This is a genomic window from Burkholderia savannae, from assembly GCF_001524445.2.
Classification (GTDB): Bacteria; Pseudomonadota; Gammaproteobacteria; order Burkholderiales; family Burkholderiaceae; genus Burkholderia; species Burkholderia savannae.
Genome location: NZ_CP013417.1, coordinates 1,807,166 through 1,823,931 on the forward strand (window position 1 = coordinate 1,807,166; position 16,766 = coordinate 1,823,931).

Genomic DNA, 16,766 nt, shown 5'->3' on the forward strand with positions numbered 1-16,766 from the left:
GCGAGAAAGCCCGCACGTCGAATGCGACCGCCGTCGCGCCTCGTCGCCGGTTCCTGCCGCTATCCGCCGCTATCCGCCGCTATCCGTCGCTATCCGTCGCTTTCCGTCGCGTTCAGGCGGCGTCGATGCGCGTGAATTCGACGAGCTTGCCGCCGTCGCCGGCGGTCGCGTCGAACTGGTCGGCATACCAGCGGCTGCGGAAATCGCCGCTTTGCCCGGGCAGCAGCGTGCTCCGGCTGAAGCTCGACGATGCGTCGAACGATGCCGCCATGCTCCACACGGCGCCTTCGATCACGCGCGGGCTGCCGGCATTGAGCGAGACGGTCATTTCGCTGCCGTGCCGCTCGGCGGCCGGGATGTCCGTCCAGCGGCGCAGCGGCCCGAGTGCGGCCGACAGCAGATGCGCGAAGCCGAGCCGGTGGTGCCGGCCCCATGTCGGCCGATCGGCGAGTGCGCGCAGCGATTCGAGCGTGTCGTCGAATGCGGCGGCGACGATCGACCCGACCGCGGCCGGGGCCGGAATCCATGGCGACGGCTCGCCGCGCAGCGCGCGCGAGACGAGGCGCGTCGTCGCCAGCGCGCCGTTCTCGAAATAGGCGCGATACGGCTCGAATCGCGGCCCGTAGATCGCCGTCGCGAGCGCCTTGAAGAAGCGGTGCCAGACGAGCGCGGCGGGCGACGCGCGTTCGTCGCGGCAATCCCACGCGCGAAGCAGCGCCACCGCTTGCGCGACGCGCTCCCCCGCGCGCGCCGCATGTGCGTCGAGGAGCGGCAGCAGCATCGGCAGCAACTGCCGGGCGTGAAGATTGGCCGTGTCGCCGAGCACGGCTTGCATGTCGTCCACGGTCCACGTCGACTTCGCCTTCAGCAGCGCGTCGACGCGCCATGCGCGGAAGCTCGGGTTCCAGAGCAGCGTGAGCGCAGCGTCGTCGCGCTCGTCGGCGATCGGATTGTTGCAGTTGACGATGATGCCGCTCGGCGGATTGAGTACCTCGGGAAGCGCATCGAATTCGATGAAGCCGTCCCAATCGTTGGATGCGAGCGTGTGCGTGAGGCCGGCGCGGCGGCGCGGCACGCGTCCGACCGTCTTGAAGCCGATGTCGCCGCCGCGCGCCGCGAACATGAAATTCAGCGACAGGCTCTGAATGTCGGCGAGCGCATGCCTGAAACTCGACCAGTCGCGCGCCTTCGTCACCCCGAGCAGGCCGCGCACGTCGGGCGCGGCGAGCAGCCCGCTCCACGCGAGCACGACGTGCCGGCGCGCGTCGCGTTCGCCGTCGTGGCGGCAGAACGCGTCGACGCTCGGCCCGAGGCGCGTGAAATGCGCGCTCACGGCAACCGTGCCGCCGCCGCGCACGCGAATCTCGGCTTCGTGCACGCCGGGTTCGAACGCAGGATACAGCCCGGCGGCCGTCGACGAATCGACGACCAGCAAGTCCTGCACGTCGAGCTGCGAGTTCGTGATTCCCCATGCGATGTCCGCGTTGTGCCCGGAAATGAATCCGGGCAGGCCGGGCACGTTGACGCCGGATGCGTCGAAGCGGTTGTCGGGGTCCATGCAGCGCAGTCGCGCCTGATGGAAGATCGCGGGCAGCATGAAGGGCAGATGCGGGTCGTTGCACAGGATCGGATAGCCGTTTTGCGTGTGCCGGCCGCTCACCACCCATGCGTTCGATCCCGTCGCGCTCGCCTGGCCGAGCACGGGCAGCAGCGCGCTCAGATCGACGGTGTGGCCGCACGCGCGGATCGGCACGTCGGCCGCATCGCGCGCGAGCGCGGCGCCCGTCAGCGTCGCGTAGTCGTGAACCGTCGTCCGGGCGCCGAGCGCGTCGACCGCGTCGGCGCGAAACGCGCGGCCGAGCTCGTGCATGAGCGCCTTGTATTTCGCGTTCATGCCGAGTTGCAGCGCCATCAGCTTCAGGACGGCGAACGTGTCGTCCGGCCGCCACGGTTCGGGCGAATAGCTGAGCAGGTCGAATTCGACCGGGCGACGGACGCGATCGCGCATGAGCCGCGCGATCGCGGCGTTCACGCCGTCGCAAAAAGCCGACAGCGACAGGCTGGCGTCGGCCCCGACGAGCCGTGCCGATTCGGCCGCGTAGTGGTCGAGCCGCAGCGTGCGGTGATAGCGGTCGAGCGGCAGCGCGGGCGCGCCGAGGATTTCGGCGAGGCGTCCTGCCGCTTCGCGGCGCAGGATGTCCATTTGCCAGAGGCGATCGAGCGCCATCGCGTAGCCTTGCCCGAAATAGACGGCGGGCTCCGAGCGCGCGACGATGCACGGCACGCCCGACCGGCCGCGCGTGATCGACACGCGCGCGTCGCGATACGCGAGCTCGACGGGACGGCCCTCGGCCAGCCGGTAGAACGGCCGCCGGGCGCGGGCCGATGCGAAGCACAACGCGGCGCGAAGGGTTCTGCTGACGTTCATGATCGACACCGGAAGAGGGGCGGACGAGGCCGCGGACATGCGCTCGAGGCGCGACTTGCGGCGCGGCTCGAGGCGCGACGCGCCGGCGGGCGGGGCCGTCAGCGGTTCTGGACTTCGAGCCGGCCCGCCGGCGCGGGCTTGATCTGCGAGCCGACGGCGAACGTGAGCAGGCTGAGCAGCGCGATGAAGCCCATGCCGTAGAACATGGCGGCGCCGCCGTAGTGCAGCAGCACGAGGCCGCCAAGCCAGGGCCCGAGCAGGTTGCCGACGTTGCTGAGCGAATGCGCGCCGTAATAGATGCCGCGCAGCGGCTCGGGCGTGATGCTGTCGAGGACCGCGTATTCCGACGGGATCAGCAGCACTTCGCCCCACGTGAAGACGACCATCGACACGACGAGCGCGATCATGTTCGGCGAATTCGCGAAGCCGGCCGCGCCGATCGCGAGCAGGATCGCGCCGAGCGTGAGCGACGTGAACGGTCCGCGCCGTTCGCCGATGCGGTTCAGCAACGGCTGGCTCAAGACGACCGTGATCGCGTTCGTGCTCATCAGCCAGGCGAACATCTTGAGCCCGTCGTCGAACGCGCCGATCAGGTATTGCGAGAACGTGACCGACATTTCGCCGTGCACGGCGATCGCGAGCATGCTGCCCGCGGTGAAGAGGACGAGGCGCCGGTCGGTGCCGATGACGCGCAGCTTCGCGGCGAGCGGCAACTCGGAGGCGGCCGCTTCGTGCGGCGCGCGGCCGAACACGAGCCGGGCCGTGATCGCGTAGATCGCGATCGAGAACAGCAGGTAGACGGCGCCCGTGATGAGGAACACGGGGGATTTGTCGAGCAGGCCGAGCGACGCGCCGAGCAGCGGCCCGATCGCGAAGCCGATGTTGATCGCCACGTAGCGCCGCGCGAATGCGCGCAGCCGCTGCTCGGGCGGCAGATTGTCGCTGATGGTCGCTTTCGAGACCGGATCGTAGAACGAGCTCGCGAGATTGATGAAGAGGTTGATCACGAAGACCTGCCACGCGTCGGCCGCGAAATGAAGCGCGGCGAACGACAGGCTCGATACGAGCAGGCAGCCGGTCAGCACCTTGCGCCGGCCGAGCACGTCGGACAGATGGCCGCCGAAGAAGCCGCCGAACGTGCCGACGAGCGCGCCCGTGCCGAGCAGCAGGCCGATCGTCGCCGCGTCGAGCCCCATCCGTTCGTGCAGGTAGATCGCCAGAAACGGCAGGCTCATCGCGCGCGCCATCACGACGAAGCCGGTGCCGACGATCAGCAGCCAGACGAGGAGCGGGTGTCTTGCCTTTGCTTGACTCATGTATGTCTCATCGAAAACCGTTGAGGACCGGCCGTGCCGTACCGAGGCGGCGCACGCTCGCGCGATGCGGCGCATGCGCCGTCGCGCGAGCGTGCGCCGTGCCGCAGGTCCGGTATTGTACTCAGCGTTTTTGTGGTTGCGTAAGCTTGGCGTCGGCGAAGCGTCAGCTTTCGCCCGACAGGATTTCACGCACGATCGCGAGCGTGCGGTCGATGTCGTGCGCCGAATGGTGGTAGTGCGTCACGGCGCGGATGTTGCCGTGGCCGAGCTCCGCCATTCGAACGCCGCGCGCCGCGAGCGCGCCGAGAAAGCCGCGCTGGTCGAGCGACGCGTGCCGGACCTTGAAGAACACCATGTTGGTCTGCACGCGCTCGTGCGCGAGCTCGATGCCGTCGATCGCGGCCAGGCCGTCGGCGAGGCGCCGCGCGTGCGCGTGATCGTCGGCGAGGCGCTCGACCATCGTGCGCAGCGCGACGTCGCCGGCGGCCGTGACGACGCCGATCTGCCGCATGCCGCCGCCGAGCAGCTTGCGCCAGCGGCGCACGCGCGCGATCGTGTCGCGATCGGACACGACGATCGAGCCCGCGGGCGCGGCGAGACTTTTCGATAGGCAGAATTGCAGCGTGTCGCCGTATGCGGCGATGCGCTTCGCGTCGACGCCAAGCGCGATCGCCGCATTGAACACGCGCGCGCCGTCGATATGGAGCGCAAGGCAGTGCGCGTCGCAGAACGCGCGCAGCGCGTGCAGATAGTCGAGCGACAGCGGGGTGCCCCCCGTGCGCACGTGAGGCGTTTCGATCGCCACGATGCCGGGCGGCGCGCACTGCGTGTCGTCGGCGTCGCGCAGCGCGCCTTGCAGCGCGTCGAGCGGAATTTCGCCGCGCGCGTTCGTCGCGAGCGGGTGCAGGACGATGCCGCCGACCACGGACACTCCCCCCGCCTCGTAGTTGTAAAGGTCGGAATCGTCGCCGACGAACAGTTCCCTGCCGCGCTCGCACTGCGCGAGAATCGCGCTCAGATTGGCCATCGTGCCCGACGGCAGCCAGCAGGCGGCCTCCTTGCCGAGCAGGTCGGCCGCATACGATTCGAGCCGGTTGGTGCTGGGGTCTTCGCCATAGACGTCGTCGCCGACGTCGGCCTCGTACATCGCCTGGCGCATGGCTGCCGTGGGCAGGGTGACGGTGTCGCTCAGGAAGTCGAATTGGATGGGCTTGCCGCTCATGCTGGAATCAGCTCCTCGAGTTTTAGCGTGACGAGCCGCGCGATCGCTTGCGCGTGCCGGCTCTTGACGATGGAAAAATGGTCCGCGTCGACGTCGGTGACGGCGAGCTCGGGCAGCCGCGTGCGCCAGACGTCGGCGGATCGGCGCGCGGCTGCCGCTTGGGCGTCCCGCGCGGCCAGAAAGTAGTCGGCGGGGCCTTGCCACGCGGGCCGCGGCAGGTAGCCGGCGAGCCGGCGCAGGTTCGCCGCCGTGATCCGGTAGCGTTCGGTCAGCTCGTCGAGCGTGATCGCGGCCGGCAGGCGGCCGGTGTCGCGGCCGATCGTCCACAGGTGCCGCAGCGCGTCGCTTTCTTCGCCGTCGATGTCGCCGTCGGGCACGAGATGCTTCCATTGCGCGAGCTCGTCGGCGGCGAAGCCGAGATCGAGCGCGAAGGTCGCGAGCGCCTGGCGGCCGAGCGTTTCGCCGCCGGGCACGGACAGGTGCGTGTCGATGAGTCCGAGCCAGCGCACCTTCACGCCGTGCTTCTCGAGTTCGCCCGCCATCTCGAAGCCGACGACGCCGCCGAACGACCAGCCGAGCAGGCAAACCTCCGCGTGCTCGGCGCGCTCGAGCCATGCGCGCGCGTAGAGCGCGGCGAGCCCGGCCGCGCTGCCCGTCGTTTCCGCGGCGACGATCTCGCGCGTCTGCTGACAGCCCCAGACGACGCCGGGATAGTCGAGTGCGTTGACGAGGTCGCCGTAGCAGAGCGACGAGCCCCCGATGGGCGGCACGAGCAGCAGCGGCGCGACGGCGGCGGCGCCGTCGCGGAACCGCTCGACGGGCGGCTCGACGTCGTGCCCGGTGCGGGCGGCGTCGATTTCGCGCGCGAGCTGCTCGATGCTCGGGCTGCGAAACAGCATCGCCGCCGTCAACGGCACGGCGAAGCGCTTCGCCAGGTGGTCGAGCAGCTTGAGCGCCGTCAGCGAATGGCCGCCCATTTCGAAGAAGTGATCGTGCCGGCCGACGGGCGCGTAATCGAGCAGCGTCTGCCACACGGCGGCGACGGCCGTTTCGGTCGGGCCGCGAGGCGGTTCGCTGTCGCGCGACGACGCGCGCGCATCGTCAGGCACGGGAAGCCGCTTGCGATCGAGCTTGCCGTTGGGGGTGAGGGGAAGGGCGTCGAGGAAGACGAACGCGGCGGGGATCATGTAGGCGGGGAGGAAGGCGGCGAGCGCGGCGCGCAGGTTGGCGGCGGAGGCGGCCTGGGGGTCGTGCGGGACGACGTAGGCGACGAGCTGGGCATCGCCGGCGCGCTCGAGGGCGATGACGGCGGCTTCGCGAACGCCGTCGCAGGCGCCGAGGCGCGCGTCGATCTCGCCGAGCTCGATGCGAAAGCCGCGGATCTTGACCTGATGGTCGAGTCGGCCGAGGAATTCGAGCTGTCCGTCGGGGAGCCATCGCACGAGGTCGCCGGTGCGGTAGAGGCGGCGCACGGGGGAGTCGTGGAGGGGGTTGTCGACGAAGCGCTCGGCGGTGAGCTCGGGCCGGCCGAGGTAGCCGCGCGCGAGGCCGGCGCCGCCGAGGAAGAGCTCGCCGGGCACGCCGACGGGCTGCAGTTGCCCGGCGGCGGAGAGGACGAAGGCCTGGGTGTTGGAGATGGGGGAGCCGATGGAGGGCCGGCCGCGCGGGGTGCGCAGGGCGCAGGTCGAATAGGTGGTGTCCTCGGAGGGGCCGTAGAGGTCGTAGACGCGCTCGACGCCGGCGTCGTAGAGGGCGTCGACGAGGCTCTGGCGCAGGGGTTCGCCGGCGAGGTTGACGGTGCGCACGGAGGCGGGGAGGCGGCCGGTCTGCAAGAGCGCGTGAATGGCGGAGGGGACGGAGTTGACGAGGCGGACGAGTCCGTCGGGGAGCTCGGGCAGGGCGAGGACGTCGCGCACGAGGACGATGCGACCGGCGGCGGCGAGGGTGGCGAAGATCTCGAAGACGGACAGGTCGAAGCAGACCGAGGTGGAGGCGAGGACGCCGTCGAACGACTCGGGGGGGAAGGCGCGGCGGGCCCAGTCGATGAAGGAGACGGCGTTGCGGTGCTCGATCATCACGCCCTTGGGGGAGCCGGTGGAGCCGGAGGTGTAGATGAGATAGGCGAGATGATGGGGGGCGAGGCCGACGTCGGCGGGGTCGGGGTTGTGATCCGGGGCGCGGCCGAGGCGGTCGACCAGGCCGGGATCGTCGAGGTGGACGACGTGGCGGACGGTGGAGCCGTCGTCGAGGGCGAAGGAGCGGGAGGCGATGACGCACTGTGCGCGGGAGTCGCGCAGCATGTAGTCGATGCGCTCGCGGGGGTAGGCGGGATCGAGGGGGAGATAGGCGGAGCCGGCCTTGAGGACGGCGAGCAGCGAGACGACGAGTTCGGTCGAGCGCTCGAGGCAGACGCCGACGAGGGAGTCTGGGGCGAGGCCGAGCGGCCGCAGCAGATGGGCGAGGCGGTTGGCGCGCGCGTTGAGCTCGCGGTAGGTGAGCGCGACGCCGTTGCAGTGGAGCGCGATGCGCTGGGGAAAGCGGTCGGCCTGCTCCTCGAAGAGGCGGTGGATGCAGGCGAGTTCGGGATAGGGGGCGGCGGTGCGGTTCCAGCGCTGGAGGAGCCGGCGTTCGTCGTCGGGGAGGAGGTCGAGCTGTGCGACGGGGGTGTCGGGTCGGCGCAGGGCGTCGGCGACGAGGCTGTCGAAGCGCTCGGCGAAGCGTGAGACGGTGTCGTGCTCGAAGAGCGCGCATGCATACTCCCAGACGAGGCGGAGGCGGCCGTCGGGCAGGGAGTCGATCTGGAGGCTGAGGTCGAACTTGGCGGGGATGACGGGGTTGCCGAGCGAGCGGGCGTGGAGGCCGGCGAGGTGCAGCGGGGGCGAGTCGTTGTTGTTCAGGGAGAGCATGACCTGAAACAACGGGGCATGGGCGAGGCTGCGCGCGGGGTTGATGGCGTCGACGAGCTGCTCGAAGGGGAGCTGCTGGTGCTCGTAGGCGTCGAGCAGGCGCTGCCGGGACTGCAGGAGCAGGGCGTGAAAGGAGAGGTCCGGGTCGACGCGGCTGCGCAGGACGAGGGTGTTGACGAAGAAGCCGACGATCGGGGCGAGCTCGGGGCGCGGGCGGTTGGCGACGGGGGAGCCGACGACGACGTCGGCGGTGCCGGAGAGCCTGGAGAGGAAAGCGGCGAAGGCGGCCTGGAGGACCATGAAGAGGGTGGCCTGCCGGGAGGAGGCGAACTGGAGGAGATCGCGGTGCCGGGAGGCGTCGAGGTGCCGGACGATCTGCCCGCTGCGATGATCGGCGAGGGCGGGCCGGGGGCGATCGAGGGGCAGGTTGTGGACGGTGGGCAGATCGTGCAGCGCCGCCGTCCAGTAGGCGAGATCGCGTTCGCGCGTCGGCGAGCGCGCGTCGCGGCGCTGCCAGCTTGCGTAGTCCTTGTACTGAATCCGCAGCGGCTCGAGCGGATTCGGCAGGCCTTGGACATAGGCGTTGTAGAGCTCGCCGATTTCGCGCGTCAGGACCCCCATCGACCAGCCGTCCGAGGCGATGTGATGGAGCGTGACCAGCAGCACGTGCGTGCGCGGAGCGAGCCGCAGCAATGTCGCGCGCAGCATCCGGTCCGTGCTCAGATCGAACGGCGCTGCGGCTTCCTCGCGCGCGAGCTGCTCGGCGCGTGCAACGCGCGCGTCTTCCGCCTCGTCGCTCAGGTCGATGTGCGCAAGCTCGACGGCGCTCGCGCGCCGCACGATCTGCACGCAGTCGCCGTCGTCGTCGGTTCCGTAGACCGTGCGCAGCACTTCATGCCGCTCGAGCAGCGTGTCGAGCGTTCGCTCGAGCGCGCCCACGTTCAGATCGCCGTCGAGATGCAGCGCGACGGGCATGTTGTATTGTCCGCTCGCGGATTCGATCCGCTCCAGCATCCACAGGCGCTGCTGCGCGAACGACGCATGGCGCACGTCCCGGTTCGAATCGATGCCGAGACGTTCGAGCAAGTCGAGAATCCGGCTCTTGTGCGTCTTCAGGTAGAGCTTGAGATCTTCCGGCAAGCCGTCGCGGCGAAACGCGATCTTCAGGTTGCCGTCGACGCGGTCGAGTTCGATGCCGCGATCGTGCAGGTCGATGAGGGTATTCAACAGATTCATAGGATGAGCTCGTCTTTTTCGGTGTCGTCGAGGGGCGACGGCCGCAGGGGCGTGTGCGCGACGGGCGCGGCCGGCGCGAGCGTGTCGAGCGCGCGGGCGAGTTCGCGAATCGTCGGGTGATTGAACGCGGTCATCACGGGCAGCGTCACCTTCAGGCGATCGGCGACGGTCGCGATCATCCGGGTGGCCAGCAGCGAATGTCCGCCGAGTTCGAAGAAGTTTTCCGTCACGCCGATCGGCTCGCGTTGCAGCAGCGTTTGCCAGACGTCGCGCAGCATCGCTTCGGTGTCGTTCGCGGGCGGCGCGAGATGCGCGGCGGCGTGCGAGCGCTCGGCATCGTCAGGCACGGGAAGCCGCTTGCGGTCGAGCTTGCCGTTGGGAGTGAGGGGAAGGGCGTCGAGGAAGACGAACGCGGCGGGGATCATGTAGGCGGGGAGGAAGGCGGCGAGCGCGGCGCGCAGGTCGGCGGCGGAGGCGGCCTGGGGGTCGTGCGGGACGACGTAGGCGACGAGCTGGGCATCGCCGGCGCGCTCGAGGGCGATGACGGCGGCTTCGCGAACGCCGTCGCAGGCGCCGAGGCGCGCGTCGATCTCGCCGAGCTCGATGCGAAAGCCGCGGATCTTGACCTGATGGTCGAGTCGGCCGAGGAATTCGAGCTGTCCGTCGGGGAGCCATCGCACGAGGTCGCCGGTGCGGTAGAGGCGGCGCACGGGGGAGTCGTGGAGGGGGTTGTCGACGAAGCGCTCGGCGGTGAGCTCGGGCCGGCCGAGGTAGCCGCGCGCGAGGCCGGCGCCGCCGAGGAAGAGCTCGCCGGGCACGCCGACGGGCTGCAGTTGCCCGGCGGCGGAGAGGACGAAGGCCTGGGTGTTGGAGATGGGGGAGCCGATGGAGGGTCGGCCGCGCGGGGTGCGCAGGGCGCAGGTCGAATAGGTGGTGTCCTCGGAGGGGCCGTAGAGGTCGTAGACGCGCTCGACGCCGGCGTCGTAGAGGGCGTCGACGAGGCTCTGGCGCAGGGGTTCGCCGGCGAGGTTGACGGTGCGCACGGAGGCGGGGAGGCGGCCGGTCTGCAAGAGCGCGTGAATGGCGGAGGGGACGGAGTTGACGAGGCGGACGAGTCCGTCGGGGAGCTCGGGCAGGGCGAGGACGTCGCGCACGAGGACGATGCGACCGGCGGCGGCGAGGGTGGCGAAGATCTCGAAGACGGACAGGTCGAAGCAGACCGAGGTGGAGGCGAGGACGCCGTCGAACGACTCGGGGGGGAAGGTGCGGCGGGCCCAGTCGATGAAGGAGACGGCGTTGCGGTGCTCGATCATCACGCCCTTGGGGGAGCCGGTGGAGCCGGAGGTGTAGATGAGATAGGCGAGATGATGGGGGGCGAGGCCGACGTCGGCGGGGTCGGGGTTGTGATCCGGGGCGCGGCCGAGGCGGTCGACCAGGCCGGGATCGTCGAGGTGGACGACGTGGCGGACGGTGGAGTCGCCGGCGAGGGCGAAGGAGCGGGAGGCGATGACGCACTGTGCGCGGGAGTCGCGCAGCATGTAGTCGATGCGCTCGCGGGGGTAGGCGGGATCGAGGGGGAGATAGGCGGAGCCGGCCTTGAGGACGGCGAGCAGCGAGACGACGAGTTCGGTCGAGCGCTCGAGGCAGACGCCGACGAGGGAGTCTGGGGCGAGGCCGAGCGGCCGCAGCAGATGGGCGAGGCGGTTGGCGCGCGCGTTGAGCTCGCGGTAGGTGAGCGCGACGCCGTTGCAGTGGAGCGCGATGCGCTGGGGAAAGCGGTCGGCCTGTTCCTCGAAGAGGCGGTGGATGCAGGCGAGTTCGGGATAGGGGGCGGCGGTGCGGTTCCAGCGCTGGAGGAGCCGGCGTTCGTCGTCGGGGAGGAGGTCGAGCTGCGCGACGGGGGTGTCGGGTCGGCGCAGGGCGTCGGCGACGAGGCTGTCGAAGCGCTCGGCGAAGCGTGAGACGGTGTCGTGCTCGAAGAGCGCGCATGCATACTCCCAGACGAGGCGGAGGCGGCCGTCGGGCAGGGAGTCGATCTGGAGGCTGAGGTCGAACTTGGCGGGGATGACGGGGTTGCCGAGCGAGCGGGCGTGGAGGCCGGCGAGGTGCAGCGGGGGCGAGTCGTTGTTGTTCAGGGAGAGCATGACCTGAAACAACGGGGCATGGGCGAGGCTGCGCGCGGGGTTGATGGCGTCGACGAGCTGCTCGAAGGGGAGCTGCTGGTGCTCGTAGGCGTCGAGCAGGCGCTGCCGGGACTGCAGGAGCAGGGCGTGAAAGGAGAGATCCGGGTCGACGCGGCTGCGCAGGACGAGGGTGTTGACGAAGAAGCCGACGATCGGGGCGAGCTCGGGGCGCGGGCGGTTGGCGACGGGGGAGCCGACGACGACGTCGGCGGTGCCGGAGAGCCTGGAGAGGAAGGCGGCGAAGGCGGCCTGGAGGACCATGAAGAGGGTGGCCTGCCGGGAGGAGGCGAACTGGAGGAGATCGCGGTGCCGGGAGGCGTCGAGGTGCCGGACGATCTGCCCGCTGCGATGATCGGCGAGGGCGGGCCGGGGGCGATCGAGGGGCAGGTTGTGGACGGTGGGCAGATCGTGCAGCGCCGCCGTCCAATAGGCGAGATCGCGTTCGCGCGTCGGCGAATCATCGTCGCGGGCGCCGGCCGCGCCGGCCGATGCCGGCGCCGACAGGCGCGCGGGGTCGAGCGTGCCGTCGAGCGTGAGCGGCAGCGCGGGCAGCACGACGATCGCGTCGGGCGTGAGCTCGGCGGGCAAGGCCGCACCTGCGTCACGCAACAAGTCGGGCGTCGACAGGATCGCGCCCGCGCGCGGCGTGACGTAAGCGACGCGCTCGTGACCGGTGTCGCCCGCGGTGCGCCGAAGGATCGCGATTGCGTCGCTTACGCCGTCTTGCGCCGACAGCCAGGCTTCGACGTGCCGCGCGCCGGCCCAGGAACCGTAGCCGCGCGTCGGCGCGTCGGCGCGTCCGAGATATTCGACGACGCCGTCGGCGCGCCAGCGCGCGAGGTCGCCGGTATCGCGCGGCCCGCGGCGCTCGTCGACGTCGGGATGTTCGCCGACGTCGGGGCGAACGGAGTCGACGTGCGGCGTGTTCGCATCCCGCCGCGCCGATGCGGGCGTGCGCGCATCGCCGACGTACACGCGCCCGGCGATCCCGGGCGGCACGGGCCGCTTGCGCGCATCCAGTATCTGCAGCGTGACGCCGTCCGCCGGACAGCCGAGCACGCACGTTTCGTCGCTCGACGGCTCCGTCGCCGCGCTAAGCGTCCACGCGGCGACGGGACCGGCGAACGCGTTCGCGTCATGGAGCGCGACGACGCGCAAGTGCGGATATTTGTCGAGCCATGGCGCGATACGGCGCGCACTCGCCGGCTCGCCTTCCAGGAATACGTGCCGCACGCCCGACAATTCCCGATGCCGCTCGGCGTCGACGAGTGCGTGGAAGAAGCTCGGCGCGACGTTCAACACGGTGATGCCGCGCGCGGCGATCTCGCGGAGCACGGCGTCGGGATCGAAGCGCGCGTCGCTGAAATGCACCTGCGCGCCGATCAGCAGCGGCGTCAGGATGTGCTTTTGCGCGGCCGCCGTATCGAAGCTCGTCGTCACGAGGAAGCGGTCCGCTGCGTCGAGCGAGAACGCCCGGGCGTACCAGCGCGCGACGTCGCGCAGGTCGCGATGAGTCGCGACGACGGCGTGCGCAACGCCGCCTGACGGGCGGGTGACGAAGGCCGGAAGGCCGGAATCGAAAGCGCCTGCGCCTGCGTCGGATTCGGCGGATTCGACGTCTCGCGAGCTCGCCGCGTGGTGCGGCACGCTTTGCGCCAGGTCTTGCGCCGCGTCCGCGTCGAGCTTCAGCACCGGCGGGTCCGAGCCGTCGAGATACGCGGAGAGCGCCGCCTGCACGAGCGTCGCGCCGGGCGCGAAATCGCGCAGCCGCGCGCTCAGCTCCGCGGGCGGCCTCGCCGGGTCGAGGATCGTATAGGCGGCGCCCGTTTCCAGCACGCCGAGGATGCCGGCGACCAGATCGGCCCCCGGGCCGGCGTAAATCGCGACGCGATCGAGCGGTCCGATGCCGAGCGCTCGCAGTCGTCGCGCGACGTCGGCCGCGCGAGACGCGAGCTCGGCGTACCGCATCGGCGCATCGCCGGACTGGACGGCCGGCGCGTCGGGCTCGGCCGCCGCGCGCGCGAAGAAGGCCTGATGCGCGAGCGGACCTGTCGCGTTGATCGCGGCGCCGCGCTCCCATTGTTCGAGCAGGCGTGCGCGTTGCGCGGGCGGGAGCGGGTCGAGCTCGTCGAGCGCAGCGTCGGCCGCGCTCGCGCCGAGCTGCGACACGACGTGAAGCCACTGTTCGACGAACGCGTCGAGCGCCTGCCGGGAAAAGAGTCCGGCCGCCGCGCGCGCGGCGACGCATGCGCCCTCGCCCGAGATCGCGAACGCGATGGCGAGTTGCGCATCCGGAAGCGCGTGCGGGTCGGGGGGCGTCTGCGTCGCCGCGATCACGACATGCGGCCAGGCGTCGACCGGGCCGCCGGGATGCGCGAGCCAGCCGTCGCTGTCCGCGAGCAATTCGCCGACCGTCTGCCGGCCGGGCGGCGTCGTCGACAGCGCCGAGTACGTCGCCGCGCGCACGTCGTGCGTGAGTGCAAGCGCGAGCGCCGTTGCGCTTGCGGCATGTTCGGTGATGCGCGCCACCAGCACGCGCGCCGCCGAGACGAAAAGCGCCCGCGGATCGACCGACAGGCGTTGCGCCTGCTCGGCGAGTCGCGCGAGCCAGTCGCCGTCGAGCGGGCGGCGGCAGTGCGCTTGCTCCGCGCCCGCCGCGCGCGGCAGCGTGTGGGTGAGGTCGAGCCACGCGGGCCGTGCGGCGGGGGGCTTGCCGAGTCTCGAGATCAACGCGCGCTTGAAGTTCGGCGCGCCCGTTCGAATGGTCGTGCTCATAGGTGTTCTCTTTCGCGAATGGGGCGGACTAATGGCTGGCGAGTTGCTGCACGGCGAGCCGTCGCATCTGTTCCGCTTCGCGCCAGATGTCCTGTCTGCGGCGCAAAGCGGCTTCGTCGTCGGCGAGCGCGTGGCATGCCCGCGCGACGCCGTGGTTCAGGTCCGCGGCGCCGGGGCCGCCGCCGAACCGGTGGCTTTGCGCCCAATGGAGCGGACGGCTCGACATGAAGTCGGGCTCGAGCGCGGCGAGCGCGTCGTAGCTCGACCGCCCGTGCGCGACGCTGTCGCGCACCGCCTGCGCGACTTGCGTGTGCGCGGTGCGGAAATCGAGCGACTGGCGCGCGACGAGCGATTCCGACACGGCCATCGCGGCGACCGCGGTCTCCTTCAGATGGTCGTCGATTCGTTCGCTCGCGGCGTCGAGCCCGTCGATCAGCAGCGCGGCGATCGTCGCCGCTTCCACGATCGCCGTGCATGCTTGCGCGATGAGGCCGTTCATCGGCGAGCCCGCTTCGAACGAATTCGTATACGGCGTTTTGCCGAGCGTCGCGGTGCAGCTCGCGAGCGCGCCGAGCGGAACGCCCGCGCGGCTCTTGACGAATTCGACGAGGAATGGATTCTTCTTTTGCGGCAGCATCGACGAGCCGCCCGTCAGCCCGTCGGGGAGCGACACCAGTGCGAACTCGGCGGTGGTCCAGATCTGCAGGTCCTGCGCGATGCGCGAGAGCATCACGCCGATCGCGTTCGCGGCCGACAGGAAATGCAGCACGCCGCTGCGGTTGGCCACGGCGTCGAGACTGTTCGACGCCGGCTGCTCGAAGCCGAGCAGCTTGCACACGAGCTCCGGATCGATCGGCAAGGTCGTGCCGCCGCCCGCGCCTGCGCCGAGCGGGCACACGTCGACGTGCCGATAGAGCGCGAGAAGCGCGCGGCATTCGTTCGCGAGCGCTTCGTCGTAGGCGAGAAGCTGATGCGCGAACGTGCCCGGCAGCGCCGGCTGGTACTGGCTGTAGATCGGAAACGCCCGGTCGACGTTCGCCGACGCCTTGAAGACGAGGCTGCGCCGCAGGTGCCACAGCGCGTCGAACACGCGCGATGTCGCGTCGCGCAGATGCAGCTTCGTCGTGGCCGCGTTGATGTCGTTGCGCGACCGGCCCGTTTGCAGCACGCCGCCGACTTCCTCGCCGAGCGTGTCGATCAGGTAGCGCTCGACGAGCATGTAGAGGCCGCGCGGCCGCGGTCGCGCGAGAAGCGGCGCATAGCGTTGCGCTCTCAGGCTCTGATGCGCGAGCAGAAGCGGCTTGATCCTGTCGAGTCCGACGACGTGCGTCGCGCCGAGCATCACGAGATGCGCCTCGTTCAGATCGAACAGGTAGTCGAGCTCGGCGAGCGGCGCGTCCTCGTCCGCGCCGCCGTAGACGATCGCCTGCACGTGCGCGGGCAGGCCGGGTTTCACGGCATCGGCGGCATGCGGCGCGGCCGCGTTCGCCGACGCGTCGGCGTCGATGTCGACGCGCAGTTCGGCGACCGCGCGATCGGCGAGCGCCTCGACCGATTCGCGATCGTCGCCCGCGCAGACGACGGCCGCGATGCGGTCGCGGAAGCTGCCTTCGAGCCGCAGCGCGTCGCCCGGCCGCGCGATCGGGTGGAAGTGCCTGAGCTCGGGGGCCGCGGCGACGTCGGGCGGCAGCGCGAGCGGGCCGCGCAGCACGCCTTCGCGCGCCGGCAGCGCGAAGCGGATCGCGCCGTAGCGTTTCGCGGTGAGATCGGCAAAGGCGGTGGCGCCCAGCCACATGTCGAGGATGTGGTCGAGCAGATCGGCGTCGAATACCTCGCCGAGGAGGACGGGAATGAGCCCGCCCGCGAGCCGCGGATTGATCTCGATGATCGTCACCGCGTCGTCGCGCACGCGCAGCTCGGTATGGGCGGGGCCGAACGCGTAGCCGACCGCGTCGAGCGCACGCAGCACGGTGCTCTCGATGCGCTCCCGCCGCCGGCTCGACAGCGGCGCCGGGTAGTCGTGGCCGATCTCGACGAAGAGCGGCTCGGGCCCGAGACGCTTCCTGACGACGCCGACGATTTGCGTCTTGCCGCCGATCGTCAGCGTTTCGACCGAATACTCGTCGCCTTCGACGTAGGCTTGCGCGAGGGCCGCGTGGGTGCCGGCGCGGCGCAGGCTGTCGCAGTGCTCGAATACTTCGTCCGCGTTTTCGCAACGGCGCACGCCGACGCTGCCCGATCCCATTCTCGGCTTGACGACGGCCGGATAGGCGAGGCCGTCGAGCCGGGGCGCGGCGGCCTCGTCGAGCGTCAGCGCGAGCGTGCGCGGCGCGTCGATGCCGCGTTCGGCGAGCACGTCCGCGAGCCGCTTCTTGTCGCGGCAGATGCGCGTCGCATCGGTGTTCGCGGTCGGCAGCCCGAGCCGCCGCGCGACTTCGCCCGCGACCTCGATGTAAAACTCGGACGACGAAAAAACGGCGACGACGCCGCCGAGCGAGGATACGAAACGGTGAACGGCGTCGGCGTCGCTCGTATCGATCGAGACCGTCACGACTCGGGTCGTGTCGAGAAACGGATACTTGTCGCGGTTCGCCGTGAGGAAGTAGGGCGTGAGGCCGCGATGCAGCGCCTTGCGGATGAAGAGCTCGCCCGTGCCGGTCGTGTTGCTCTCGATGAAGACAAAGATGCCCGTCATGTTGT

Annotated in this window: 6 protein-coding genes; all 6 read right to left on the reverse strand. The window is 70.5% G+C overall.

What is annotated here, in order from left to right; translation table 11 throughout:
* Window positions 1–112: 112 nt before the first annotated feature.
* The 6 genes from WS78_RS09115 to WS78_RS09140 all read right to left on the reverse strand — a co-directional run bounded on the left by WS78_RS09115 (window position 113) and on the right by WS78_RS09140 (window position 16,761).
* Window positions 113–2,428: a penicillin acylase family protein gene (locus tag WS78_RS09115; RefSeq protein WP_197419403.1), complete on the reverse strand. Its 2,316-nt coding sequence runs from the start codon at window positions 2,426–2,428 to the stop codon at window positions 113–115.
* A 98-nt stretch (window positions 2,429–2,526) separates the two neighbouring features.
* Entirely contained in the window at window positions 2,527–3,744 is a 1,218-nt protein-coding gene (locus WS78_RS09120; RefSeq protein ID WP_009927591.1) for an MDR family MFS transporter, read from the reverse strand.
* Window positions 3,745–3,907: 163 nt separating this feature from the next.
* Complete coding sequence (locus WS78_RS09125) at window positions 3,908–4,966, reverse strand: GntG family PLP-dependent aldolase (protein WP_059577427.1); 1,059 nt, start codon at window positions 4,964–4,966, stop codon at window positions 3,908–3,910.
* Complete coding sequence (locus WS78_RS09130) at window positions 4,963–9,108, reverse strand: non-ribosomal peptide synthetase (RefSeq protein ID WP_059627733.1); 4,146 nt, start codon at window positions 9,106–9,108, stop codon at window positions 4,963–4,965. The genes WS78_RS09125 and WS78_RS09130 overlap by 4 nt, the downstream gene beginning before the upstream one ends.
* Window positions 9,105–14,066: a non-ribosomal peptide synthetase gene (locus tag WS78_RS09135; protein WP_059710770.1), complete on the reverse strand. Its 4,962-nt coding sequence runs from the start codon at window positions 14,064–14,066 to the stop codon at window positions 9,105–9,107. The genes WS78_RS09130 and WS78_RS09135 overlap by 4 nt, the downstream gene beginning before the upstream one ends.
* A gap of 28 nt (window positions 14,067–14,094) precedes the next feature.
* Window positions 14,095–16,761 carry a lyase family protein gene (locus WS78_RS09140; protein ID WP_059577434.1) on the reverse strand — a complete coding sequence of 889 codons (2,667 nt, stop codon included), beginning with the start codon at window positions 16,759–16,761 and terminating at the stop codon, window positions 14,095–14,097.
* Window positions 16,762–16,766 lie beyond the last annotated feature (5 nt).

What these genes read in the sequence shown, in the direction of transcription:
- WS78_RS09125 (WP_059577427.1), bottom strand. Translation starts at nt 4,966, where the DNA reads ATGAGCGGCAAGCCCATCCAATTCGACTTCCTGAGCGACACCGTCACC.
- WS78_RS09130 (WP_059627733.1), bottom strand. Translation starts at nt 9,108, where the DNA reads ATGAATCTGTTGAATACCCTCATCGACCTGCACGATCGCGGCATCGAA.
- WS78_RS09115 (WP_197419403.1), bottom strand. Translation starts at nt 2,428, where the DNA reads ATGAACGTCAGCAGAACCCTTCGCGCCGCGTTGTGCTTCGCATCGGCC.
- WS78_RS09120 (WP_009927591.1), bottom strand. Translation starts at nt 3,744, where the DNA reads ATGAGTCAAGCAAAGGCAAGACACCCGCTCCTCGTCTGGCTGCTGATC.
- WS78_RS09140 (WP_059577434.1), bottom strand. Translation starts at nt 16,761, where the DNA reads ATGACGGGCATCTTTGTCTTCATCGAGAGCAACACGACCGGCACGGGC.
- WS78_RS09135 (WP_059710770.1), bottom strand. Translation starts at nt 14,066, where the DNA reads ATGAGCACGACCATTCGAACGGGCGCGCCGAACTTCAAGCGCGCGTTG.